The sequence below is a fragment of the Streptosporangium sp. H16 genome (genome assembly GCF_051918855.1).
In the GTDB taxonomy this organism is placed as follows: domain Bacteria; phylum Actinomycetota; class Actinomycetes; order Streptosporangiales; family Streptosporangiaceae; genus Streptosporangium.
On record NZ_JBPXMD010000021.1, the window covers coordinates 59,803 to 82,587 of the forward strand.

21 protein-coding genes are annotated in these 22,785 nt (G+C 70.7%); 12 read left to right on the forward strand and 9 right to left on the reverse strand.

Annotation, left to right across the window (positions count from 1 at the left end):
* The first annotated feature begins 63 nt into the window (after positions 1 to 63).
* The gene (locus tag ACTOQ2_RS29780) at positions 64 to 585 is read left to right on the forward strand and encodes a pyridoxamine 5'-phosphate oxidase family protein (protein ID WP_440104047.1); all 522 of its coding nucleotides are present in this window, start codon (positions 64 to 66) and stop codon (positions 583 to 585) included.
* Between the two features lie 16 nt (positions 586 to 601).
* On the opposite strand, the gene ACTOQ2_RS29785 is transcribed toward ACTOQ2_RS29780, so the two are convergent.
* Entirely contained in the window at positions 602 to 1,834 is a 1,233-nt protein-coding gene (locus ACTOQ2_RS29785; protein ID WP_440104049.1) for an FAD-dependent monooxygenase, read from the reverse strand.
* Positions 1,835 to 2,011: 177 nt separating this feature from the next.
* Between ACTOQ2_RS29785 and ACTOQ2_RS29790 the strand changes: the two genes are divergently transcribed.
* From ACTOQ2_RS29790 to ACTOQ2_RS29800, 3 genes are all read left to right on the forward strand, one after another.
* Positions 2,012 to 2,563, forward strand: coding sequence for a TetR/AcrR family transcriptional regulator (locus tag ACTOQ2_RS29790; protein WP_440104051.1), 552 nt, complete (start codon positions 2,012 to 2,014; stop codon positions 2,561 to 2,563).
* Between the two features lie 215 nt (positions 2,564 to 2,778).
* Entirely contained in the window at positions 2,779 to 3,132 is a 354-nt protein-coding gene (locus ACTOQ2_RS29795; RefSeq protein WP_440104053.1) for an STAS domain-containing protein, read from the forward strand.
* Between the two features lie 141 nt (positions 3,133 to 3,273).
* Positions 3,274 to 3,471, forward strand: a complete 198-nt coding sequence (locus ACTOQ2_RS29800) for a hypothetical protein (protein WP_440070509.1) — start codon at positions 3,274 to 3,276, stop codon at positions 3,469 to 3,471.
* Positions 3,472 to 3,590: 119 nt separating this feature from the next.
* On the opposite strand, the gene ACTOQ2_RS29805 is transcribed toward ACTOQ2_RS29800, so the two are convergent.
* On the reverse strand, positions 3,591 to 4,073 hold the full coding sequence (locus ACTOQ2_RS29805; protein ID WP_440070510.1) for a MarR family winged helix-turn-helix transcriptional regulator: 483 nt from the start codon (positions 4,071 to 4,073) through the stop codon (positions 3,591 to 3,593).
* Positions 4,074 to 4,204: 131 nt separating this feature from the next.
* Between ACTOQ2_RS29805 and ACTOQ2_RS29810 the strand changes: the two genes are divergently transcribed.
* The 4 genes from ACTOQ2_RS29810 (at position 4,205) to ACTOQ2_RS29825 (ending at position 7,148) form a co-directional block, all read left to right on the forward strand.
* On the forward strand, positions 4,205 to 4,573 hold the full coding sequence (locus tag ACTOQ2_RS29810; protein WP_440070511.1) for an HGxxPAAW family protein: 369 nt from the start codon (positions 4,205 to 4,207) through the stop codon (positions 4,571 to 4,573).
* 691 nt (positions 4,574 to 5,264) lie between these two features.
* Positions 5,265 to 5,597 carry an STAS domain-containing protein gene (locus ACTOQ2_RS29815; protein ID WP_440104055.1) on the forward strand — a complete coding sequence of 111 codons (333 nt, stop codon included), beginning with the start codon at positions 5,265 to 5,267 and terminating at the stop codon, positions 5,595 to 5,597.
* A 183-nt stretch (positions 5,598 to 5,780) separates the two neighbouring features.
* Entirely contained in the window at positions 5,781 to 6,464 is a 684-nt protein-coding gene (locus ACTOQ2_RS29820) for a hypothetical protein (RefSeq protein WP_440104056.1), read from the forward strand.
* 51 nt (positions 6,465 to 6,515) lie between these two features.
* Positions 6,516 to 7,148, forward strand: a complete 633-nt coding sequence (locus tag ACTOQ2_RS29825; protein ID WP_440104058.1) for a hypothetical protein — start codon at positions 6,516 to 6,518, stop codon at positions 7,146 to 7,148.
* Between the two features lie 107 nt (positions 7,149 to 7,255).
* On the opposite strand, the gene ACTOQ2_RS29830 is transcribed toward ACTOQ2_RS29825, so the two are convergent.
* From ACTOQ2_RS29830 to ACTOQ2_RS29845, 4 genes are all read right to left on the reverse strand, one after another.
* A complete protein-coding gene (locus tag ACTOQ2_RS29830; RefSeq protein ID WP_440104059.1) occupies positions 7,256 to 8,389 on the reverse strand; it encodes a hypothetical protein in 1,134 nt (377 codons plus the stop codon).
* A 161-nt stretch (positions 8,390 to 8,550) separates the two neighbouring features.
* The gene (locus tag ACTOQ2_RS29835; RefSeq protein WP_440104061.1) at positions 8,551 to 10,794 is read right to left on the reverse strand and encodes a heavy metal translocating P-type ATPase; all 2,244 of its coding nucleotides are present in this window, start codon (positions 10,792 to 10,794) and stop codon (positions 8,551 to 8,553) included.
* A 250-nt stretch (positions 10,795 to 11,044) separates the two neighbouring features.
* Positions 11,045 to 12,067, reverse strand: a complete 1,023-nt coding sequence (locus tag ACTOQ2_RS29840) for a hypothetical protein (RefSeq protein ID WP_440104063.1) — start codon at positions 12,065 to 12,067, stop codon at positions 11,045 to 11,047.
* Between the two features lie 286 nt (positions 12,068 to 12,353).
* Positions 12,354 to 14,843 (reverse strand): GcvT family protein, encoded by a 2,490-nt coding sequence (locus ACTOQ2_RS29845; RefSeq protein WP_440104065.1) that lies wholly within the window; start codon positions 14,841 to 14,843, stop codon positions 12,354 to 12,356.
* Between the two features lie 75 nt (positions 14,844 to 14,918).
* Between ACTOQ2_RS29845 and ACTOQ2_RS29850 the strand changes: the two genes are divergently transcribed.
* Both ACTOQ2_RS29850 and ACTOQ2_RS29855 read left to right on the forward strand, forming a co-directional pair.
* Positions 14,919 to 15,872, forward strand: coding sequence for a phosphotransferase (locus tag ACTOQ2_RS29850; RefSeq protein WP_440104067.1), 954 nt, complete (start codon positions 14,919 to 14,921; stop codon positions 15,870 to 15,872).
* The gene (locus ACTOQ2_RS29855; protein ID WP_440104068.1) at positions 15,869 to 17,449 is read left to right on the forward strand and encodes an amino acid permease; all 1,581 of its coding nucleotides are present in this window, start codon (positions 15,869 to 15,871) and stop codon (positions 17,447 to 17,449) included. The genes ACTOQ2_RS29850 and ACTOQ2_RS29855 overlap by 4 nt, the downstream gene beginning before the upstream one ends.
* A gap of 179 nt (positions 17,450 to 17,628) precedes the next feature.
* Here the strand turns inward: ACTOQ2_RS29855 and lipB are convergent, their stop codons facing one another.
* Positions 17,629 to 18,267, reverse strand: coding sequence for a lipoyl(octanoyl) transferase LipB (gene lipB, locus ACTOQ2_RS29860; RefSeq protein WP_440104070.1), 639 nt, complete (start codon positions 18,265 to 18,267; stop codon positions 17,629 to 17,631).
* A gap of 15 nt (positions 18,268 to 18,282) precedes the next feature.
* Positions 18,283 to 18,468: a PspC domain-containing protein gene (locus tag ACTOQ2_RS29865; RefSeq protein WP_344743060.1), complete on the reverse strand. Its 186-nt coding sequence runs from the start codon at positions 18,466 to 18,468 to the stop codon at positions 18,283 to 18,285.
* A gap of 215 nt (positions 18,469 to 18,683) precedes the next feature.
* Between ACTOQ2_RS29865 and ACTOQ2_RS29870 the strand changes: the two genes are divergently transcribed.
* Positions 18,684 to 20,246 (forward strand): M28 family metallopeptidase, encoded by a 1,563-nt coding sequence (locus ACTOQ2_RS29870; RefSeq protein ID WP_440104072.1) that lies wholly within the window; start codon positions 18,684 to 18,686, stop codon positions 20,244 to 20,246.
* A 96-nt stretch (positions 20,247 to 20,342) separates the two neighbouring features.
* On the forward strand, positions 20,343 to 21,848 hold the full coding sequence (locus ACTOQ2_RS29875) for a M28 family peptidase (RefSeq protein ID WP_440104073.1): 1,506 nt from the start codon (positions 20,343 to 20,345) through the stop codon (positions 21,846 to 21,848).
* A 208-nt stretch (positions 21,849 to 22,056) separates the two neighbouring features.
* Here ACTOQ2_RS29875 and ACTOQ2_RS29880 read toward each other — a convergent pair whose 3' ends face one another.
* The gene (locus tag ACTOQ2_RS29880; RefSeq protein WP_440104074.1) at positions 22,057 to 22,689 is read right to left on the reverse strand and encodes a mycothiol-dependent nitroreductase Rv2466c family protein; all 633 of its coding nucleotides are present in this window, start codon (positions 22,687 to 22,689) and stop codon (positions 22,057 to 22,059) included.
* Between the last annotated feature and the right edge of the window lie 96 nt (positions 22,690 to 22,785).

Consider the following 22,785-nt stretch of genomic DNA (forward strand, 5'->3'; position numbering starts at 1 on the left):
CCGACCCGCCATCGCCCGGCGAGGGGCAAGACCCCGAGGACCCCGAGGACGAGGAGACCCGTGATGACCGAGACGACCCCCGTCGCCGAACTCCTGTTCGGTGAGGCCGACGCGACACCGTTCAGCACGGACGAGGCGACGGTCGAACCGTGGGACGAGGCGCGGGCGTGCCTGGAGTCCGCGCCGAAGGCCTGGCTCTCGACGGTGCGGCCCGACGGCCGCGCGCACGCCGTGCCCGTGCTGCTGGTCTGGGCCGGCGACGCGCCCTGGATCACCACCCGCCCGACGTCCCGCAAGGCCAGGAACCTCGCCGCCAACCCCCACTGCGTCATCACCGTCGCCGGCGAGACCCTCGACCTCGTGGTGGAGGGGAACGCCACCAGGGCACGGGACGAGGACGAGCTCCGGCGGGTGGCCGCCGCCTTCAGGGCGAAGTACGAGTGGGAGCTCGCGGTGCGCGACGGCTCCGCCCACGAGGACGGCCTTCCCGGCTCGCCCGAGTACGGCTTCTACCGGGTCACCCCCACGCGTGCCTTCGGTTACGGCGCGGACGGCAGGACGGCGACGCGCTGGCGGTTCGGGTGACCGGGACCGACCGGTCTCACGCCCGCTCACGCCCGGTCCGCTCCCTGCCGGAGTAGTCCTTCGGCTCGATCGTGTCGTGCATGCGCACGCTCGTGCGCCGGAGACCGGCCAGGGCGCGGACCAGGCCGCGGGGAAGGCGGGCGAGCAGCCATGTGCCCCGCAGGGTGGCCCACAGCTGGAACCGGCTGTCCGGCACGAGGGTCTTCGCCATCCTGCGCCCCAGCTCCCAGCTGTATCTCACGTAGTCGCCGAGCTCGCTCTCGTACGCGCGGAAGGCCCGCTCGTGGTCACCACCGGCCGCCGCCAGCTCTCCCGCGAGGATGTAGGCGCCGACCACCGCGAGGCTGGTGCCGCCCCCGACCGCCGCGCCCGGCGAGTAGCCCGCGTCGCCGACCAGGCTGATCCGGCCGCGCGACCAGGAGTCCATCCGGATCTGGGTGATCGAGTCGAAGTAGAAGGCGGAGCTCGCGTCCATCTCGTCGAGCAGCCTCGGCATCTCCCAGCCCGCCCCGGAGAACGCCTCCCGCAGCAGCCGCTTCTGGCGCGGGACGTCGCGGTGGTGGTAGTCCAGTTCCTCGCTGCGGAACAGGAGGATCGCCCGCGCCTCGTCCAGATGCGCCGCGCTGTAGAACGCGGCCATCCTGCCCACGTCGCCGTACGCGAGCATCTCGGCGTCGAGGTCGCGGTGGTCGGGCAGGGAGAAGACCCCGAGGTAGGTGCCGACGAACTCGGCGAACCGCGACTCCTCGCCGAAGGTCAGGCCGCGCACGTTCGAGTGGACGCCGTCGGCACCGATCACCAGGTCGAACCTGCGGGGCGCGCCCGTCTCGAAGGTGACGTCGATCCCGCCGTCGTCCTCCCTGAGGGACGCGATCGAGTCGCCGAACACGTACTCCACGCGGTCGCGGGTCGCTCCGTGGAGGATCTCGCTCAGGTCGTCGCGCATGATCTCGACGTGCCGGTCGGAGAACGCGACGATCAGGCGGTCGACGTCCACGCGCACGGGCCGTCCGCTCCCCGCGCCGGTGAGGGTGATGCGCCGGGTGCCCGTCTCCCTCTCCTTGACCGCGGGGAGCAGGCCCATCCGCTCCACGATCTCCAGGGCCGGTTTGAACAGGTCGACCGCGTGCCCGCCCGTCCTGCGCGGCGCCGGTGCCCGCTCGACCACGGTGACCTCGAAGCCGTGGTGGTCCAGCCAGTACGCCAGGACCGGCCCGGCGACGCTGGCTCCGGAGACGAGGATTCGCATGCCCTTCCCTCCCGCTCAACTGTTTTACTTAACGGAAGGTAAGTCATCCGAACGACCTCGCACAAGTACTTACCTATCGTTAAGTCAGTCGCCTTCGCCATGCCGGTACCCTTGGTCCGAGCACGAGGACGCCCGCGCGTACGGGAGGTCCGGCGCGAGGACAGGAGAGAACACCAGGTGGCGAGGCCGTCCGACACCAAGGCGCGCATCCAGGCGGTCGCGCGGGAACTGTTCGCCGAGAAGGGTGTGCAGCAGACGAGCCTGCGCGACATCGCCGACCGGCTCGGGATCACCAAACCCGCGCTCTACTACCACTTCACCTCGCGGGAGGACCTGCTCCGCAGCATCGTCCAGCCGCTGATCGACGATGTCGACACCTTCCTGGCCGACACCGAGGCGAACGCTCCGCAGAGCCCTCGCGATCTCCTCCAGAACTACTTCGACATCACCTTCCGACACCGAGAGGTGACCGTGATGGTGGTGCGCGACCTGTCCACCCTGGCCTACCTCGATCTGGGGACCCACATGGGCCACTGGCGGCGGCGGCTCATCGCCCTGCTGCTGGGCCCGGACCCCGACCTGGCGGCCCGCACCCGCGCGGTCGTGGCCATCGGCGGTCTCTCGGACTGCACCGTGGAGTTCGCCGACGTGCCGGCCGCGACGCTCGGCCCCCTGGCGGTGGCCGCCGCGCTGGCGGCGCTCGGGGCCGACCCGCCGACGGCCGGGTGAGTCCCGCGCGAAACGACCTCACCGGGCCGGGTGCCGGCGAAAAGCGGATTCGCCGCCCCGGACACCTCGGTGATGACGAACAGGCACCGCGGAAACGCACTCCGATGTGGCACACTTTCGACATCGCCACAGCGGCATCGATCGGTCACACCGCCCGCCCCATTCCAACGGACGCTCCACGGGCTGATGCCCGCGGTCGCCGATCGGAGGTCCACATGGACCTGTCCACGCACGCCCACCCGGACTGGATGGTCTGCGACGTCGCAGGGAAGATCGACATCTTCACCGCCAACGCGCTCCGCGAGCACCTGCTGGCCGCGCTGGGCCGTCCGGGATACCGGCTCCTCCTCGACATGTCCATGGTCACCGCCATGGACGCCAGCGGGGTTGCCGTGCTGCTCTCCACCCTGCGCAGGGCCGTGCGACACGGTGGCACGCTGCGGCTGATCGCGCCCGCACCGGTGGTGCGCGGGCTGCTGAAGGTCAGCGGGCTGTCGGGGAAGTTCGCCGTCAGCGCCGATCTGGCCGGCGCGCGGATCGCGGAACCGCTGCCCGCCGACGTCCGGTGAACCACCGCCCGCCCCCGCCGTTCCGGCCCTGAAACCCTCCGCGCCGGAGGGCGGGACGGTTCCCGGCAAGCCTCGATTGATTCATTAGTAAAAAGAGCGAGGAAATATCATAAAAGCGTCAAACGAGTCTAAAGTTAGCTCATGGTGACTCACCGCACGGCGGTCGTACCGGTGGATTCCGGAACTCCCGGTAAGTGTCTCTGCGGCCATCCGGCCGACTACGTGATCGAAACGCGCTGGTTCTCCGGCAGGCACTCCCGCGACCCGGTCTGCGCCCCCCACGTCACCGAGGTCCTCCAGGGAATCGCGAAGCAGAACGCGCGCCGCGACGGAGGATGAACGCCCGGCGGGAACCGGCCGCGAGCTCGCCCGCGCGCCGGCGATCGGCGCCCCGGCCGGCGCCATCACCATAATCAACACCATGACCCGTGGACACTCCGGGTCACGGACGCCCGGCCTCAGGGAGCCGGAGATTCGCGGATCTCGGCCAGGGAGGTCCGCATGGCGTCGGCGGCACGCGTGAACCAGTCGGAGATGGCGGCCAGCTCGTCCGGGCCATAGCTCTCGAAGAGCTCGGTGAGCCGCCGGTAGGTGGGCTCGTACGCCGCCGCGATGCGGGCGGCCGAATCCCCTTCCGGGACGATCCGGACACGGCGCCGGTCGTGAGGGTCGGGAACGCGCCGGGCGTAGCCGGCGCCCTCCAGACGATTGACCACCCCGGTGACGGCCCCCGTGGTGAGACCGGCCAGCTCGGCGAGGCGTCCCGCGGTGAGCGCCTCCTCCCCCGCGCCGAGGACGAAACCCAGGCACGTCAGGTCCGTGACGTTGATGCCGAGGCGCTCGGCGAGCGAGTGCTGCCCGACCAGGCTCAACGCGATCAGCTGGTCCATGCGGGCCAGGACCTCCGGCGGCGAGGCGCCGGCTTCCGGTTTGCGTTCCACCGCAGAGTCTCCTTATCATCTAAGAAACTTAGCTCGTGAGATAAATGATACGGGCGGACTCAACCTAGTGCCTGCCACCCGGCGATCCGCCACGGCCCGCGGAGGGCGGCGCTCCAGATGGAGGAGACATCGTGGGGATAAGAAAAGACCTCGCGGAGCTGGCGGAGATCCACGAAGAGCACGACATGGGACACACCGTGGCGGGCTGGACCGGCTCGATCGTCTGCATCACCGGCTTCGCGATCTCCGGGATGGCGATGGTGGCCGCCAGCGTCCCCTTCTTCTGGGTCGGCGCGGGCGTCGTGGCCCTGGGCGGCGCCCTGGGGTGGCTTCTCCACCGGATGGGACTCGGCAAGGAGATCGGACCACGGCCGGCGTCCGAACGCGGCATGCGCCGACGCCCGGCATCGAGCGCACGCGGTGGGGCCGTCCGTCAGGAACGAAGGCCCGCCGGCCAGGGGCTTCGAGCGGGTGGTCCTCCCCCGCCATCCGCCAGATAGGACGAAATCTCGCAAGTACACTGTAATTCCCCCCCATTGGGGCGACCAGAACTGCATACCTGGTAAGACGGAGGGAACGCCCGCCCTGTGAACTGCGGGTCTAAGGAGTCTTTCCATGCCACCCGAAGGTGTGAACACGCTCTCGATCTCGGCCGATGCGCGCGGAAGCGCCATCGTGGTCCGGGCGATCGGCGAGCTCGACTACGACTATGCACCGACCTTCCGGAGAGAGATCGTCAGGGCCCTGAGCCTGAGCGCAGGCAACTCGCCGTCCGAGCTCCCGGCTTCTCCAGCGCTCGACTCGCGGTCCGAGCTCCCGGCTCCTCCGTCACTCGACTCGCCGTCCGCGTTCCCGACGTTTCCGACGGTGTTCTCCGGTCCGTCACCGCTTCTCCCGGAGACGCCGTTCCGCTCCGAGACGCCGTTCCTCTCGGAAGTCCCGCTGACCTCGGGGGCTCCGCTCCCCTCGGATCCGCCGTCACCGCTGTCGCCCGAGCCCCCTTCCCCGTTCTTTCCCGGGAGCCCGCCTCCCCCCTCCCCGGAAAGCCCGCCACCTCCGGGAAGCCCCCCACCGATCTTCCCCGATGACCCCTCTCCCCTCTCCCCGGACAGGCCGCCACCGGACGCGCCACCATCGGACGCGCTGTCACCGAACGCGCTGTCACCGGACGGGCTGCCATCACTCTCCCCGATGGCCTCGCTCTCTCCCTCGCCGCAGATCCTCTCCTCCTTCGAGACGTCTCCGGAGACCTTCGAGACGTCTCCGGACACGCGGGCCCAGGCTGGGCCGCGGCTCATCCTCGACCTGGAGGGGCTCACCTTCTGCGACTCCACCGGCCTCGCGGAACTGCTGTGGCTCCTGCGCAGGAGCCAGGAGACCCGGACCCGCCTGGTGCTGGCCGGAGTGAGCCGGACGCTGCGCCACATGATGGCCACCACCGGGCTCCTGGCCTACTTCACGATGGCCGCCTCCGTGGAGGAGGCCCTGCTGGACGAGGAGTTCAGGGCGGCGGAGGGGCACTGACGTACGGGCGGACGACGGTTCCGTTCTCCAGAGAAGAAGCGCCGGTGAGAGAGGCCGCGCAGAACTCTGAGACGTATGTCGTTAAAACACACTCATTCGCCTGACAAGTGAGTCAATATCTTCTTACGGGAAAATCCACTATCCGGCGAAAGTGGGGTCCCGATGCGGAAGATGTCACCGCGGATGACCGCGGAAGCACTACCCGAGACCCTGGACGGGCTGCCCGTGGCACCGGGGGAATTCCTCGCCCTCGTGTCCGTGGACTTCAGCGGGACGTACCAGGTCTATCTCGCGGCCAAGGACGAGCGCATCAAGATGACCAGGCTGTCCATGAGCCTGCTCGCCGCCCCGTTCGCCGCCGCGGTCGCGCTGGCCAGCGCGAAGGTGGTCAGCCCGGAGACGCTGACCACCTGGCTCACCGTGCCCTGGCACCTGTTCGCGATGGTCGCCGCGTTCGGGCTGCTCAGCGTGCTGCCCTTCCTGCGACTGATCGAGGCCGTCAACGCTCACATGAGGACCGCGCGGGCGCTCAACAACTTTCGCCTGCTCTACGCGGTCCACCTCAAGGACCAGTTCTCGGCCCTCGGCTGGACTCCCAACCTGCCGGTGGATCCCCGGTATCCGGAGACGTACGCGCCGATGGCCTGGCCGGGGATCAACGTGATGATGCTGGCCCTGGTCAACAGTTCCTACATCGCGGTGGGCGTGCTCGGGATGATCGGGGCGGCGCCGACCACGGCGCTGCTCCTGGTGATCATCGGCCTGCTCGCGCTGGTCCACTATTTCGTCTACTACGTTCGCGCCAATGTTTCCCGGCAACGCCGGCTCCCACACAATCCCTTCCATTTTCCCAACGTGGAGACCTGAATGTCCGACCTCCTTAGATTCGCGTCTTGTGGGGAGACGTGGATCTGGCTGATGCGACACGTGACAGACAACGGCGGGCCCGCCCTGGACGACCGCGGCCCGATCATCGAGGCTCCGGCGGTGCTGTTCGAGGTCACCGGCCTGGCCTGGGACGATCCGGTGCTGAAATGCTACGGCGACGCCGGGAAGATCCCGCTGTACTCCAGCAAGTTCAGCGAGCGGTCGGTCGTCCCGCCGTTCAAGTACAGCTACGGAGGGCGGCTCCGCCAGTTCCTCGGTGTCGACCAGCTCGGCTGGATCGCCGACGTGCTGCGCGCCAAGCCGTACACCAAGAGCGGCTGGATCTCGCTCACCGCTCCCGGCGAGCCTTTCGACGCGGTGCCGTGCCTGACCAGCCTGGCCTTCAGGCTTCGTGCCGGGCGGCTGGTCATGACCGCCGCCTTCCGGTCGCAGAACGTGTTCACCTCCTACCTGAACTACGTACCGCTGCGCGGCATCCAGAGCGAGGTCGCGGACGGCCTCATGGTGGGCTGCGGGTCGATGAGGGTGTTCGTCGACGTGCCTCACATCTACACCGCGGACGAGGCGACGGTCGGGGAGATCCTCCAGCTGTCGGAACGCGACGGGCCCGGCGCGGGAGTCCCCGTACCGGGCCCTGATCATCGGCCCTGTCCCATCCCCTGACCCGGCGGACCGGCTCTTCCGACCCGACGACCGGCGGCGCGGTGACCGGCGATGACCGACGATGACCGGCGACGACCGGCGACGACCTGCGACGACCGGTCGGCGCGTCAGGGGGAGATCCTCGCCCCGGCCTCGGCGAGCATCCCGGCCAGCTCGGGGTGCCCGCCGAGCACGGCCAGCTCGTAGGGCGTACGGCCCTCGAAGATCGGATGGCCGGTGCCGGGGCCGTCGAGGCCCGCGCCGTGCTCGATCAGGAGCCTCAGGCGCCGGGGCCGCCGCCTGATGACCGAGGCGAGCACCTCGTCCTGGAGCATCTGCTCCGGTGTCGCGTGGGTGGGACCGAGGCGCCGGTGCCACGGCCCGCCGTCCCCCCGGCCGAGACCGTACTCGAAGAGCAGCTCCAGATGCTCGGTGTCGTCGGAGCCGAACCCGCAGAGCCCCCGGTTGTAGAGGGTCTGGCTGTCGTTGGGATCGGCGCCCGCCTCCAGCAGGAGCCTGGCCAGCTCGGCGGAGCGCGGGTGCGGCGGCTCGCCGCGCTCGCCACCGCCGAAGGCCCCGGTGAGCGCGGTGAACGGCGAGGTCAGCCCGTCCCACAGGTATCCCGCGTCCGGGTCGGCACCGTGTCGCAGCAGCAGCCGGGCGGTCTCCGGCGCGTCGCCGCCCTCGACCCGCGAGTACGCCAGGTAGAGCAACGGCTCCCACCGGTACGGCCCGCCCTCGGCCCTCGCCTGGGCCGGGTCGGCCGCCAGCGTCGCGGCCATCGCCTCCACCTGACCGGTCGCGGCCATGGTGTGGACGCTCGCGACCGCGAGTCCCGGGTCCAGGGCCAGCGCCCGCGCCGCCTCGCGACGGCGCGACGGGTCGTCGTTCCCGTACGGCAGGCAGGCCAGCCGGAGGAACTCCGCGACCGGGTCCGCGCTCCGGGGTACCAGGTGGGGTGAGCGGGAGTGCCGGGCGAGGACGTCGAGGTGGGCACGGAGCCGGGGCCAGCTCGCGAAGCCGTACGCCCTCGCGACCGTCAGCTGGGCATCGGCCAGCGTGAACCCCTCCGGCGAGCGCGGGTCTCCCCCGGCCGGCGGCGACGCGGGCCGCGCGGGAAGACCGGGGAGCGGGCGGGGGTGGAACTCGGCGACCAGCTCCAGCGCGGCGGTGTCGGCGGCACGAACCGCCCTCTTGAGGCGCTTGGCCTGATTTCTCAGGTGTTCCAGGCTGGGGTTGTCGGGAAGACGGCGAACAGGCACGGAGGCCTCCCTTTCGTCGCGCCCGACGTCCGCGTGATCGGGCCGAAAAGGAGGTCGGCCGATGAGCAGTGTGGTGCTCAGGTGGGCTCTGCCCTTCCCGCGGACCGGGTGCGCCCTGCCGCGCGGACTCCACCATAACGCCCGCGCCGCAGGGGCGCCCCTCACCTGAAGCGGCGCAACCGCAGGCTGTTGCTGACCACGAACACCGAGGAGAGCGCCATCGCGCCGCCGGCGATCATCGGGGTGAGCAGCCCGAACGCGGCCAGCGGGATGGCGGCGACGTTGTAGGCGAAGGCCCAGAACAGGTTGCCCCTGATGGTGCGCAGCGTGCGGCGGGACAGCCTGATCGCGTCGGCGGCCACCCGCAGGTCGCCCCGGACCAGGGTGAGGTCGGAGGCCTCGATCGCGACGTCGGTGCCGGTGCCCATCGCCATGCCGAGGTCGGCCTGGGCCAGAGCGGCGGCGTCGTTGACCCCGTCGCCGATCATGGCCACGGTACGGCCCTCGGACTGGAGCCGTTTGACGACCTCCACCTTGTCGGCGGGCAGCACGTCGGCGATCACGTCCTCGATGCCGACGGCCTCGGCGACCGTGCGGGCCACCGTCTCGTTGTCACCGGTCAGCAGGATCGGGCGCAGGCCGAGCGCGCGCAGCGCGGCGACCGCCTCGGCCGAGGTGGGCTTGATCGCGTCGGCGACGGTGAGCACCGCGCGGGCCTTCCCGTCCCAGCCGACCGCGACGGCCGTCTCCCCGCGCGCCTGTGCCCGCTCCAGCTCCTCCTCCAGCTCGGGCGGCAGGTGCTGCGACCGGTCGGCGAGCAGCCGGGGCCGCCCGACGAGCACGGCGTGCCCGTCGACGACGCCCTGGACGCCGAGTCCCTCGACGTTCGCGAAGTCCTCGACCTGGGCGGTGGAGTCCGCCGCGCGGGCGACGGCGCGGGCGACGGGGTGCTCGGAGGCGCCCTCCAGCGCCCCGGCCAGCCGGAGCACCTCCTCGCGCTCCTCACCGGCGGCGGGGAAGACGTCCCTGAGGGTCATCGTGCCCGACGTCACGGTGCCGGTCTTGTCCAGGACCACGGTGTCGATGCCGTGGGTCGACTCCAGCGCCTCCGGCCCCTTGATCAGGATGCCCAGCTGGGCGCCCCGGCCGGTGCCGACCATCAGCGCGGTCGGCGTGGCGAGGCCCAGGGCGCAGGGGCAGGCGATGATCAGTACCGCCACGGCGGCGGTGAAGGCCGCGGCGGCGCCGGAACCGGTGCCGAGCCAGAAGCCGAGGGTGGCCACGGACAGCGCGATCACGATGGGCACGAACACCGCGGAGATCCGGTCGGCCAGCCGCTGCACGGCGGCCTTGCCGTTCTGCGCGTCCTCCACCAGCCTGGCCATCTGGGCGAGCTGGGTGTCCGAGCCGACCCGGGTGGCCCTCACCACGAGGCGCCCCCCGGCGTTCACGGTGGCGCCGGCCACCGCGTCACCCGGCCGCACCTCGACGGGGACCGACTCGCCGGTCAGCATGGACGCGTCCACGGCCGAGGACCCCTCCTCAACCACGCCGTCCGTCGCGATCTTCTCCCCCGGCCGTACGACGAAGAGGTCGCCCGCCGTGAGCCTGCCGACCGGAACGACCTCCCCGGAGACCAGCGTGACGTCCTTGGCGCCCATCGTCAGCAGCGCGCGGAGCGCGGCACCGGCGCGCCGCTTGGAGCGGGCCTCGAAGTAGCGGCCCGCGAGGATGAAGGTGACCACCCCGGCGGCGGCCTCGAAGTAGATGTTCCCCGAGCCGTCACCCCCGGACAGGGTGAACTCGAAGCCGTGCCGCATGCCCGGCATGCCCGCCGTGCCGAAGAACAGGGCCCAGAGCGACCAGGAGAAGGCGGCGATCGTCCCCAGCGAGACCAGCGTGTCCATGGTCGCGGCGCCGTGCCGCAGGTTGGTCCAGGCCGCCCGGTGGAAGGGCCACCCTCCGTAGACCACGACGGGACCGGCCAGGGCGAGGGAGAGCCACTGCCAGTAATCGAACTGCAGCGCCGGGATCATCGCCATCGCGACGACCGGCACCGACAGCACGGCCGAGGTGATCAGTCGCTGCCTGAGGGGAACGAGCCCGGCGCGCTCTCCCTCCTCCTCTTCCTCGTCCGTCCCGTCCCGCTCGGCGGACACCGGCGGAGCGGGCGGCTCGGCGGTGTATCCGGCCTTCTCCACCTCCGCGACCAGATCGTCGGGGGTGACGCCGGCGGGGTAGGTGACCTTCGCCTTCTCGGTGGCGTAGTTGACGGTCGCGGTCACGCCGTCCAGCTTGTTGAGCTTGCGCTCGATGCGGGCCGCGCAGGAGGCACAGGTCATGCCGCCGATGGCGAGCTCGATCTCGCCGTGGACAAGCGCCTCGCCGGTGGTCGTGGACGTCACGGCATCTCCTCGTACCTTCTCCGTCATCATGCGTGGCTCTGTCGTCGTGCGTGACTCTGTCGTCGTGCGCGGCCCGGCACCGGTCCGGCGGCCGGAGCCGGCGTCGGCCGGCCGGCCAGGACCGGAAACCTCGCCGCCGCCAGGGAGCGGGCCCGTCCCTCGACCCGGCACGGGCCGTCGTCCCCGCGGTGGGTGTGTCCAGGCATGTGTCTCTCCTCGCTATCAGAACGCCTAACCCCTATGGGGTATTTCACGGCTGGTGGCCGTGCCCGTGGCCGTCTCCGGACGGCGCCGTGGCCCCGCCCCCCTCGGGATCCGGGCTCGTGGCGGCGGTGAACACGGCGGTGCGGACGGTCCCGGCGTGCTTGAAGTCCAGGTAGAGCCCGTAGGTTCCCGCGCTCGGCACCTCGGCGTAGAAGGTGATGTCCGGGCCGGGCGCGCTGCGCCCGTCACCGGGCGCGCCGTCGGGGTGCACGTGCAGGTAGGCCAGGTCGCCGTCGCGCAGCGCGACCAGGTGCCCGTACGCGGCCAGGTAGGGCTGCAGGTCGGTGACCGGCTCGCCGTCCTTGGCGATCGAGAGCGTGAGCATGCTCGTACGGCCGGGGATGAGATCACCCTTGAGGGTGACGGTGTAGTCGCCCACCTTGGCGGTCTCGGCCGGGACGGCGGGCGGCTCGGGCCGGTAGTCGCCCGCCACCGACAGGTCCATGCCGAGCGTCAGGGGCTGCGCCCCCTCGGGGGCGAAGTCGGCGAACGCGCGGTACTCCCCGGCGTCGGGGAGTTCGAGCGGGACCGACCACACCCCGCCGCCCAGCTGGGTGGGATGCAGGTGCTGGAAGCCCGTCAGGTCGCGGCGGACCACGATGAAGTGCAGCTTCTTGTCGTGCTGGGTGGTGAACCCGGTGACGGGGGAGCCGTCGGGGCCGATCACCGTGAAGCGGAAGTCGGTCCGCTTGCCCGCCTTGACCTCGTCGGTCTCCGGCATGAGCATGTATCCGCCCTGGGAGATCTGGAGCCCCGCGGGAACGGCCGGCGCCTTCGCGGCCACCGTCTCCTGCCCCGTCTCCTGCCCGGTCTCCTGATGGGCGCCGTGGTCCGCGCCCGCCCCGGCGTCCTGACCCGCGCCCCGCTCGGTGCCGGCGCCGGGAGATCTCTCGGCCGCCGCGCTTCCCACAGGACCGGCCAGCCGGCCCGCCCCCAGGGCTCCGCCGAACAGCACGGCCAGCCCCAGCGCGTACGCACCCACCTTGATCGCGCCGTTCATCTCGACCATCCCTTCTCAATACCCATAGGGGGTATCTGTTCGCTCGCCCACAGTGCCACACCACCACCTTTTCAGCAACCCCGGGGGGGTATACCTGACGCCGGTCTCCAGGTCACAGGATGGCCGATACGCGGGTCCATGACGGGACCTATGGGAAATCAGGGACGGGTGACGGCCGCTCGCCGCCGGGCCCGCGAAGGGCCGAGAGGCCACGAAGGGCCCATGAAGAGCCGCGAAAGGCCGCGAAACCGAGCGAACCCCAGCCGACCGGCGGGGCCCGCGCCTGCCGGGGCGGTCAGGACGGCAGGCGCCTGACCCGTTCCGAGGACGGGTCGTAGAGGGGTTCCGCGGTGACGACGGCGCCCGTCCAGGTGCCGGTGACGCCGACCTCCACGCGGTCGCCGGGGGCGGTGTCCCCGGGCAGGTAGGCGTAGGCGATCGAACGGTCGACGCGGTGGCCGTACCCGCCGCTGGTCACCCGCGAGGTGGGCAGGCCGCCGGCGCGGACCGGCTCCCCGCCGAGGCAGACCTGGCGGGGGTCGTCCAGGACCAGGCAGAACAGACGCCGCGCCCCCGCTCCGGCACTCGCACCCGCGTCGGCACCCGTACCCGCACTCGCGCCGGCGCCCGCTCCTGTGCCGGCCTCCAGGGCCGAGCGGCCGAGGAAGTCCTTGTCGCGGGCGACCGCGAAGCCCAGGCCGGCCTCGTGGGGGGTGGTCTCCGGGGTGATGTCCATGCCCCAGACGCGGTACCCCTTCTCCAGGCGCATCGAGTCGATCGCGCGGTACCCTGCCGGGCGCATGCCGTGCGGCGTTCCCGCCTCCGTGAGCGTGTCCCACAGCGTCAGCCCATACTCCGACGGGCAGTACAGCTCCCAGCCGAACTCGCCGACGAACGTCACCCGCTGGGCCAGTACCGGGACGTTCCCGACGCTGATCTCCCTGGCCTTCATGTAGCCGAAGGTGAGGTCGTCGCCGGAGACGGAACCGAGGATGTCGAGCGCCCTGGGACCCCACAGGCAGTAGCAGGCGTGCGCCGAGGTGACGTCGCGGACGTCGAGGCCCCGGCCGCGCAGCCAGGCGGCGTCGTGGACGCCGAAGGCGGTGCCGGTGACCAGGCGGAAGCGGTCCTCCGCCAGGCGGGTGACGGTCAGGTCGGCCTCGATGCCGCCGCGCTCGTTGAGGAGCTGGGTGTAGACGATCGAGCCCACCGGCCGGTCGAGCTGCCCGGCGCACGCCCGCTGCAACCCCTCCAGGGCCCCGGGCCCCGACACCTCCAGCTTGGAGAACGAGGTCTGGTCGAAGAGACCGGCGGCGTCGCGGGTGGCCAGGCACTCCTCGCGCACGGCGGGCGACCAGACCCGGCCCGCCCAGCCGTCCGGGCGGGGGCTCCGGTCGTCCGGGGGAAGGTCCCGGCCGGGCTCGTACCAGTTGACCCGTTCCCAGCCGGACTTCTCGCCGAACGCCGCTCCCAGCTCCACGTGCCGTACCCAGGCCGGGGAGCGGCGGAGCGGCCGGGCGGCGGCGCGCTCCTCGCCGGGGTAGACGATGTCGTAGTACTTCGAGTACGAATCGAGGGCCTTGGCCCGGGTCCACGACGCGGAGCGGGCATGAGCCCCGAAGCGCCGCAGGTCCATGCCGAACATGTCGTACTCGGGCGAGCCATCCACGATCCACTCAGCCATGACCTTGCCCACGCCTCCGGCCGCGGCCAGGCCGTGGACGCAGAAGCCGGCCGCCGCCCACAGCCCGCGGACCGGGGTCTCGCCGAGGAGGAACTCGCCGTCGGGGGTGAACGCCTCGGGGCCGTGCACGACCTTCGTGATCTCGGTACGGCCCAGCTCGGGAACCCGTCGCACCGCCGATTCCCACGATTCCCGAAATTTCGGCATATCCGGGGGAAAGACGGTTCGCGGCTCGTCCAATGGAGCAACCGTGTCCCAGATTTCTGGATCGCGAATATATCCGCCCACCAGAATCCCGCCATTCTCTTCCCGGAAATAGACAATGTTGTCCGGATCCCGCACCGTGGGCATGGACGACGGAACCCCGAATGATTCGGTGGTGACATATTGGTGCTTGATTGGCACGACCGGAATATCGACACCGGCCAGCCGCCCGACCCGCCCGCTGGCCGCGCCCGCCGCGACGACCACGGTCTCCGCCTGGACCGACCACTCCTCGAAGCCGTCGGAGCCCCCGGCCCCCGACGCGAGCCGTACCCCGGTGATCGCGCCTTTCGCCACGTCGAGTCCCGTCACGCGGGTCCCGGTGTGAATCCGCACGCCCAGCTTCCGCGCCCCGGCCGCCAGCGCCCTGGCCAGCAGCGCCGGGTCCAGCCAGCCGTCCCCGGGCAGCCAGAGCGCGGCCCGCACGTCGTCGGCGCGCAGCAGCGGGAGCATCTCCTTGGCCTCGGCGCCGGAGACGACCTCCAGGCCCAGGCCGTAGGTCTCCCCGGCCCCGGCCAGCCGCAGCGACTCCTCCACCCGCTCGGGCGTGGTCGCCAGGCGGAGGCCGCCCACCCCGCGCCATCCCGGGTCCAGCCCGGTGAGCTCGGCCAGCTCGGGGTAGAGGCCGGCCGAATACATGATCATCTTGGTCTGGGTGACCGTGGAGCGGAGCTGGCCCACGAATCCGGCCGAGTGCCAGGTGGTCCCCTCGGTGAGTTCGTGCTGCTCGACGAGGATCACCTCGGTCCAGCCGAGCCTCGCCAGGTGGTAGGCGACGCTGCAACCGGCCACCCCGCCGCCGATCACGACGGCCCGCGCGGAACTGGGAAGTTTCAAGGCGCGCAACCCCTCTGTAACACCTAGTCCACAGAATTGGATCAATGGTATGAAGGTAGGCCAAAGGAGGGCGGCATGCCAGATCCTCTAGCGGACGTCCGTAAATGGGCTGACCAGCCCGTGACCGAGACTCTGATCAAGGGTGGTCTCAGCCACCGGATCTCCCGGCTCACCACGGCCGACGGGCAGCGATGGCTGCTGCGCGTGCTGGATCCCCGGGTCTCGGAGGCCGGCCTGGGCATACCGCTCGACCAGGAGATCGCCAACACGCTCCACGCGGCGGACGCGGGAGTCGGCCCCAGGGTGCTGCACCGACTGCCGGGCGCGCTGGTCCTGGAGTATCTCGACGGCGCCACCCTGGACGCCCACGCCGTACGGACGATTCCCGGCCCCATCGCGGCGGCCTGCCGCCGGCTGCACGCCGGACCCAGGTTCGTCAACGACTTCTCCATCTTCCGCAAGCTCGACGAGTTCCTCGCCCTCTGCCGTACCCACGAACTGAGCACACCCGACGGCTACGAGGACCGTCTTCCCGCGGCGGCGGAGATCGAACGGGCGCTGGCCGCCGATCCGCTGCCCACGGTGCCGTGCCACAACGACCTGCTGCCGGAGAACTTCATCCGCTGCGGCGCCGAGGTCAGGATCGTCGACTACCAGCTCTCCGGGAACAACGACCCGGCCTTCGAGCTGGGCGACATCGCGGCCGAGGCGGACTACGACCCCGACCTGACCACCCGGCTGGCCCGCGCCTACTTCGGCACCGACGACCGGCGGCTCACCTCCAGGGTCCGGCTCAACCTGATCATGTCCAACCTGACCTGGACGCTCTGGTTCGCCGTGCACCACGGGCTGCTCAAGGAGCAGGCGGCCGACGCCGACTTCGACTACGAGGCGGAGGCGGCCGACAAGTTCTCGCAAGCCGTACGGGACCTGGACGACCCCGGGTTCGGACGGCTCGTCGACGACGTCCGGGGCGCGAGCGCCGGATCTCCCCACCCCCCGCACCACCACGCAAGGAGGCTTGAGTGACCAAGCCAACATCGGTCGGCTCCGTCGACGAGGACGCGAAGCGCCTCGCGGAACTCGGTTACAAGCAGGAGCTCTCCAGAACCTGGAGCGGCTTCTCCAACTTCGCCATCTCCTTCTCGATCATCTCCATCCTGGCCGGCTGCTTCACCACGTTCGGCCAGGCCTGGAACAACGGTGGCCCCGTCGCCATCGCGTGGGGGTGGCCGCTGATCTCGATCTTCATTCTGATCATCGGGCTGTGCATGTCGGAACTGGTCTCGGCCTATCCGACCGCCGGCGGCATCTACTGGTGGGCCGCGAAGATGGGCAGGCCGATCCACGGCTGGTTCACCGGGTGGTTCAACCTCATCGGCCTGATCGCCGTGACGGCCTCGGTCGACTACGGCTGCGCGACCTTCCTGAACATCACCCTCAGCCGGTTCTTCGCCGGCTGGGACCCCAGCCTGACCAACGCGTTCATCCTGTTCGCGGTCATCCTCGTGCTGCACGCCCTGATCAACATCTTCAGCCACCGGCTGATCTCGACGCTGCAGAACATCTCGGTGTGGTGGCACGTGTTCGGCGCGGCGGCGGTCGTGCTGATCCTGGTCTTCGGCCCCGACTCGCACCAGTCGATGTCGTTCGTCTTCACCGAGACGATCAACAACTCCGGCTTCTCCGACTCGTCGTACTGGTTCTACGTGCTGCCGCTCGGCTTCCTGCTGACCCAGTACACGATCACCGGGTTCGACGCGTGCGCGCACGTGTCGGAGGAGACCCAGGGCGCCTCCACCGCCGCCGCGAGGGGCCTGTGGCAGTCGATCTTCTACTCGGCGATCGGCGGCTGGATCGTGCTGCTCGCCTTCCTGTTCGCGGCCACCGACGTGGACGCGGTCAACGAGGCGGGCGGCTTCGTCGGCGCCATCTTCGACAGCGCGCTCCCCGGCAACCTGGCCACGGCGATCTTCGCGATCTCCACCATCGGCCAGTTCTTCTGCGGGATGAGCTGCGTGACCTCGATGTCCCGGATGACCTACGCCTTCTCCAGGGACGGCGCCATCCCCGGCTGGCGCCTGTGGTCGAGGGTCGACGCCAACCGGACCCCCGTCAACGCGATCGTCTTCGGCTGCGCGGCCGCGCTGATCCTCACCCTGCCCGCGTTGTACGAGGCCCCCGGCGGCCTGCCGCTGGCCTTCTACGCGGTCGTGTCGGTGGCGGTCATCGGCCTCTACATCGCCTTCGCGATCCCGATCTGGCTCCGGCTGCGGATGGGCGACCGGTTCCAGCCGGGGCCCTGGACGCTGGGGCCGAAGTACAAGGTCATGTGCTGGATCGCCATCGTCGAGATCTTCATCGTCTCGATCTACTTCATCATGCCGCTGGTCCCGGCCGCCGTGCCGTTCAGCGACGACTTCACCTGGACCGCGGTCAACTACGCGCCGATCGTGGTCGGCGTGATGGTGCTGGCCGTGGGCCTGTGGTGGACACTGTCGGCCAGGCACTGGTTCACCGGCCCGCGCCGCACGATCGACATGGCCGAGGCGTTCGACCCGACCGGCACGGCCGCCGACCCGACCGGCAAGGAGCCGATCGGCTGACCTCGGCCCCGAGATCCCAGAGGGGCCCCGAGAGCACGAGGTGACCGGCCCGCTCCCCGAGACCGGGCCGGTCACCGCTCGAACCCGTACCGCCCCGAGCGCCGGCCCGCGAACCCGCACCGTCCCGACGACCGGCCCGCGCGGATCCCGACCGGCTCGGAGATTCCCAGGAAGGCCGGTCAGCTCGCCTCGAAGGCCTCCGCCACCGCCGCGCGGACCCGGTCCATGGCCGCGGCGGCGGGGGCCTCCCGCCCCATGGAGGTCATGTCGACGTCGGGCATGCCACAGGCCACCGCCCAGCCCCACGGGGTCAGGTCGCCGTCGACGTTGAGGGCGAACCCGTGACTGGTGACGCCGCGGCTCTGCCGCATGCCGATCGAGACGATCTTGCGTCCCGTCCCGGTCGTCCACACACCGGTCAGCAGCTCAGAACCCGGCGGGGTGTCGCGGCGCTCGGCCGGGACACCCAGCGCGCCGAGCGCGCCGACGAGCCTCAGCTCGACCTCGCGGACGTAGTCGACGATCCCCTCGTCCTCGTCGAGCTTGACGACCAGGTAGCCGACCAGCTGGCCGGGGCCGTGGTAGGTGAGCTGCCCGCCACGACCCGTGCTCACGACCGGGATGCCGTGAGCGGGGTCGGGCAGGTGCTGCTCAGGGGTTCGCCTGCCCACGGTGTACACCTGCGGGTGGCTGAGCAGCCAGAGCGTGTCGGGGCGCTCGTCGCGCTGCCGCTGACCGACCAGGTCGGTCATCCGCTCCATTGCCTTCTCGTAGTCGACCAGGTCGTCCTGGACCAGGGACAGTGGGCGTCGCCTCATGCCCCCAGCTTATTTTCAGTAGCGGACTGCGGGCGCCTTGGGGACGAAGATCCACATGAGCACGTAGGCGACCCACAGAGGTCCCGGGATGAGCGAGAGCAGCAGCCAGAACACCCGGACAAGGGTGGGCGGCATGTTGAGGGTCTCCGCGATCCCGCCGCAGACTCCGGCGATTATCTTGTGGTTTCTCGAACGGTGCACGATACCTCTCCCCGAATCGGTGTTCTTCGTCTCTTCAAACGAACGACCGGAACTCACCCGTTCCCGAGACATCCCTGAGAAAACCCTGTCAGGGTCGGCTTGATAACTTTTCGTGCACCTGAGCGTCAGCGCATCTAGGCGAAACCGGTTGATCACGGTACGTTCCGCCATGTACGTAATAGGGGATCCCCCTCCGTTCCACCCCGAGGAGCGCTATGCGCCTGAGGTTACGACGCAGCATGGTCCAGGCCGCCACCCTGGTCACGGCCATCGCTCTCCCTCTCGCCTTCACCGTCCCGGCGAGCGCGACCATCGCGACCACCACGTCCCCCGGCGTCACCGACGTCCTCGCCAACGTGTTCGCGACGCAGATCAAGGGCAGCAACGTCAAGAAGCACCTGGACAGGTTCCAGGAGATCGCGACCGCCAACGGCGGCAACCGCGCCGCGGGCACGCCCGGTTACGACGCCTCCCTCGCCTACGTGCAGGACAAGCTGCGCAAGGCCGGGTACAAGACCTCCACGACCGACGTCGAGTTCCCGCTGAGCTGGGAGGAGGCGAGCCCCTCCGTCCTGCAGCAGACGGCTCCCGAGGCGAAGACCTACGCCAACCCGGCCGACTTCGTGACCGTGGTCTCCTCCAGCGGAGGCGACGTCACCGCGCAGGTGCAGGTCGTCGACGCCGTCATCCCGCCGGCGCCGACCCCGAACACCTCGACGGCGGGTTGCGAGACCTCTGACTTCGCCGGGTTCGTCCCCGGCCGAATCGCGCTGATCCAGCGCGGCACCTGCCCGTTCGTCGACAAGGCCACCAACGCCAAGGCGGCCGGCGCGGCCGGTGTGATCTTCTTCAACGAGGGCCAGCCCGGCCGTACCGACCCGCTCGTCTTCGACATCATCGAGTGGCGCTTCGGCTTCCCCATCGTGATGGCGAGCACGGCCGTCGGCCTTGACCTGGCCGACAGCCCGAACACCACCGTCCGCCTGAAGGTAGACGCCGAGACCACGGTCGGCCGTACCAAGAACCTGATCGCCGACACCCGCTGGGGCAAGTCCGGCGAGATCGTCGCGGTCGGCGCCCACCTGGACAGCGTGCCCGAGGGCGCCGGCATCAACGACAACGGCTCCGGCAGCGCCGCCGTCCTGGAGACCGCGCTGAAGCTGGCCCACGTGCCGACCAAGTACAAGGTGCGCTTCGCCTGGTGGGGCGCCGAGGAGCTGGGCCTGCTCGGCTCCGACCAGTACGTCGCGGGCCTGTCGCAGTCCGAGAAGGACAAGATCAGGCTCTACCTGAACTTCGACATGGTCGCCTCGCCGAACGACGCCACCTTCCTGTACGACGGTGACGACTCCGACGCCGAGGGCGCCCCGGCCGGACCGGCGGGCTCCCCCGAGATCGAGAAGCGCCTGGAGGCGTTCTACGCCAAGCGCAACCTGCCCTTCGAGGGCACCGACTTCAGCGGCCGCTCCGACTACGGCGCGTTCATCGCCAACGGCATCCCGGCCGGCGGCATCTTCACCGGCGCCGAGGGCATCAAGACGCCCGAGCAGGCCGCCAAGTTCGGCGGGACCGCGGGCATCGCCTACGACCCCTGCTACCACTCCGCCTGCGACGGCATCGACAACATCAACGCCGCCGCGCTCGAGCGCAACTCCAAGGCCGTGGGCTACTCCACCGCGTACTTCGCCTACGACCTGACCGGCATTCCCGACCGCAACGCCGCGGTGGCCAAGTCCGCGGCGAGGACCGCGGCGGCACACGAGGGCGCCGCCCGCTAGGGACCGTTCCGCAAGCGCACCACCACGCTGTACGGCGCGCACCCGCCACGGGTGCGCGCCGCTCGGGGGACCCACACACCCTCAAACCCGAGGAGCATGATGCGCAGTCTGTGGACCATGGGCATGGCGGCGATCCTGGCCATCCCGTTGGCGTTCACCGCACCGTCGGCGTCGGCCGCCGTCCCACCGGACATCTCGCTGACCGCCCTGAAGGCACACCTCACCCAGCTCCAGTCCATCGCCACCGCCAACGGCGGCAACCGCGCCCACGGCCGCCCCGGCTACCTGGCCTCGGCCAACTACATCAGGGGCCTGCTGGACGGCGCGGGATTCACCACCTCCCTGCAGTCGTTCACCTACAACGGCGCGACCGGCTACAACGTCATCGCCGACTGGCCGGGCGGCGACCCGAACGACATCCTGATGGTCGGCGCCCACCTCGACAGCGTGACCGCCGGACCGGGCATCAACGACAACGGCTCCGGCAGCGCCGCCATCCTGGAGACCGCCCTGGAGGTCTCCCGCCAGTCGCTGGCACCCACCAAGCACCTCCGCTTCGCCTGGTGGGGCGCCGAGGAGCTGGGCCTGCGCGGCTCCCAGTACTACGTGAACAACCTCCCGGCCACCGAGCGGGCCAAGGTCAAGGGCTACTACAACTTCGACATGGTCGGCTCGCCCAACGCCGGATACTTCGTCTACGACGGCGACAACTCCGACGGTGTCGGCTCGGGCCCCGGCCCGGCGGGTTCGGCGCAGCTGGAGTCGACGCTCCAGGCGTACTTCACCTCGATCGGCGTGGCCACCCGGGGCACCGACTTCGACGGCCGCTCCGACTACGGGCCGTTCATCGCCGTCGGCATCCCCGCGGGCGGCACCTTCACCGGCGCCGAGGGCATCAAGTCCAGCGCCCAGGCCACCCTGTGGGGCGGTACGGCGGGGCAGGCGTTCGATCCCTGCTACCACCGGGCGTGCGACACCACGTCCAACATCAGCGACACCGCGCTGAACCGCAACGCCGACGCCATCGCCTACGCGGTGTGGACGACCGCGACCGCCGTACCTCCGACGGTCGTCTGGCAGGACACCTTCGAGACCGCGACCGGCTGGACGACCAACCCGTCCGGGACCGACACCGCCACCTCCGGCCAGTGGGAGCGCGGCGACCCGGCGGCCACCACCTCCAGCGGCGCCAAGCAGCTCGGCACCACCGTCAGCGGCACCAACGACCTGGTCACCGGCAGGCTCGCGGGCGCCTCGGCCGGTGAACACGACATCGACGGAGGCATCACCAGCGTCCGGTCGCCGGCGGTCACCCTGCCGTCGACGGGAACGCTCAAGCTGGCGTTCTCCTGGTATCTGGCGCACGGTTCCAACGCCTCCAGCGCCGACTTCCTGCGGGTGAAGGTCGTCGGCTCCACCACCACCCAGGTGTTCCAGCAGCTCGGCGCGGCCTCCAACCGCAACGGCGCCTGGGGCGCGGCCAACGTCGACGTCTCCGCCTTCGCGGGGCAGAGCGTCCGGATCCTGATCGAGGCCGGTGACGCCTCCGGCGCCTCCCTGGTCGAGGCCGGGGTGGACGACGTCAAGCTGACCAGCCAGTGAGCGGGACGGTGACCCGGCTGCGGTGAGAGCGAGACCGGGTGCGGCCCGCCCTTCCTCTCCACGCCCCTCCCCGCCCCTCCACGGGCCGTCCGGAACCTCTCCGGACGGCCCGGCACGCGGGTCGCACCCCTCTCGGAAGAACCGCTCTCGGAAGAACCGCCTTCGAAAAGGACCGCTCGCGGAAGGGCCCTCCGGGGCCCGCGGTCCGTCAGCTCGGATCGTCGAGCCGGGGCTCCTCGTGCGGGGCTCCCTTGAGCTCGTGGAACCCCGGGGTCGCGGCCACCAGCAGCGTCCCGTCCCACAGGCGGCCCGCCTGCTCGCCCCCGGGGGTCCGGGAGATCACCGGGCCGAAGAACACCACGCGCTCGCCACCGGTGGCGGGGCCGGTGGCGGCGACCACCGGGGTGCCGACGTGCTCGCCGATCAGGCCGATGCCCTCCGCGTGCGAGGCGCGCACCGCCTCGTCGTAGGCCGTCGACGTCCCGGCCTCGGCGAGTTCCGGTGGCAGGCCGGCGGCGACGAGGGAGTCGTGCAGGGAACCGGCCCAGTCATCCCCGCGAGCGCGCCCGACGGTCCACATCGCGGTGTGGAGCCTCCCGAGCGCCTCCTGGCCGTACTCCTGCCGCACGGCCATGCAGACGCGCACGGGCACCCACAGGTACCCCTCCGTGTCCCCCTCGGGATCCTCGTCGCGGCCCTCGTTGAGCACCGACAGGCTCATCAGGTGCCGGCGCACCTCGACGGGCCGCACCCGCTCCACCTCCGCCAGCCACCGGGAGGTGATCCAGGTGTAGGGGCAGGAGGGGTCGAACCAGAAGTCCGCGATCGTCCTGTCCGTCATTTCCCGTTCTCCGATCGTCGTCCTCCGGGCCGTGCCCAGGCAATATGCCACCCTCGCCGGGCCGAGCGCCACAACCGGCCCGCTCGCCGGCCCCGC

What these genes read in the sequence shown, in the direction of transcription:
- ACTOQ2_RS29780 (WP_440104047.1), top strand. Translation starts at nt 64, where the DNA reads ATGACCGAGACGACCCCCGTCGCCGAACTCCTGTTCGGTGAGGCCGAC.
- ACTOQ2_RS29785 (WP_440104049.1), bottom strand. Translation starts at nt 1,834, where the DNA reads ATGCGAATCCTCGTCTCCGGAGCCAGCGTCGCCGGGCCGGTCCTGGCG.
- ACTOQ2_RS29795 (WP_440104053.1), top strand. Translation starts at nt 2,779, where the DNA reads ATGGACCTGTCCACGCACGCCCACCCGGACTGGATGGTCTGCGACGTC.
- ACTOQ2_RS29800 (WP_440070509.1), top strand. Translation starts at nt 3,274, where the DNA reads ATGGTGACTCACCGCACGGCGGTCGTACCGGTGGATTCCGGAACTCCC.
- ACTOQ2_RS29815 (WP_440104055.1), top strand. Translation starts at nt 5,265, where the DNA reads ATGGCCTCGCTCTCTCCCTCGCCGCAGATCCTCTCCTCCTTCGAGACG.
- ACTOQ2_RS29820 (WP_440104056.1), top strand. Translation starts at nt 5,781, where the DNA reads ATGACCGCGGAAGCACTACCCGAGACCCTGGACGGGCTGCCCGTGGCA.
- ACTOQ2_RS29825 (WP_440104058.1), top strand. Translation starts at nt 6,516, where the DNA reads ATGCGACACGTGACAGACAACGGCGGGCCCGCCCTGGACGACCGCGGC.
- ACTOQ2_RS29840 (WP_440104063.1), bottom strand. Translation starts at nt 12,067, where the DNA reads ATGGTCGAGATGAACGGCGCGATCAAGGTGGGTGCGTACGCGCTGGGG.
- ACTOQ2_RS29850 (WP_440104067.1), top strand. Translation starts at nt 14,919, where the DNA reads ATGCCAGATCCTCTAGCGGACGTCCGTAAATGGGCTGACCAGCCCGTG.
- lipB (WP_440104070.1), bottom strand. Translation starts at nt 18,267, where the DNA reads ATGAGGCGACGCCCACTGTCCCTGGTCCAGGACGACCTGGTCGACTAC.
- ACTOQ2_RS29870 (WP_440104072.1), top strand. Translation starts at nt 18,684, where the DNA reads ATGCGCCTGAGGTTACGACGCAGCATGGTCCAGGCCGCCACCCTGGTC.
- ACTOQ2_RS29875 (WP_440104073.1), top strand. Translation starts at nt 20,343, where the DNA reads ATGATGCGCAGTCTGTGGACCATGGGCATGGCGGCGATCCTGGCCATC.
- ACTOQ2_RS29880 (WP_440104074.1), bottom strand. Translation starts at nt 22,689, where the DNA reads ATGACGGACAGGACGATCGCGGACTTCTGGTTCGACCCCTCCTGCCCC.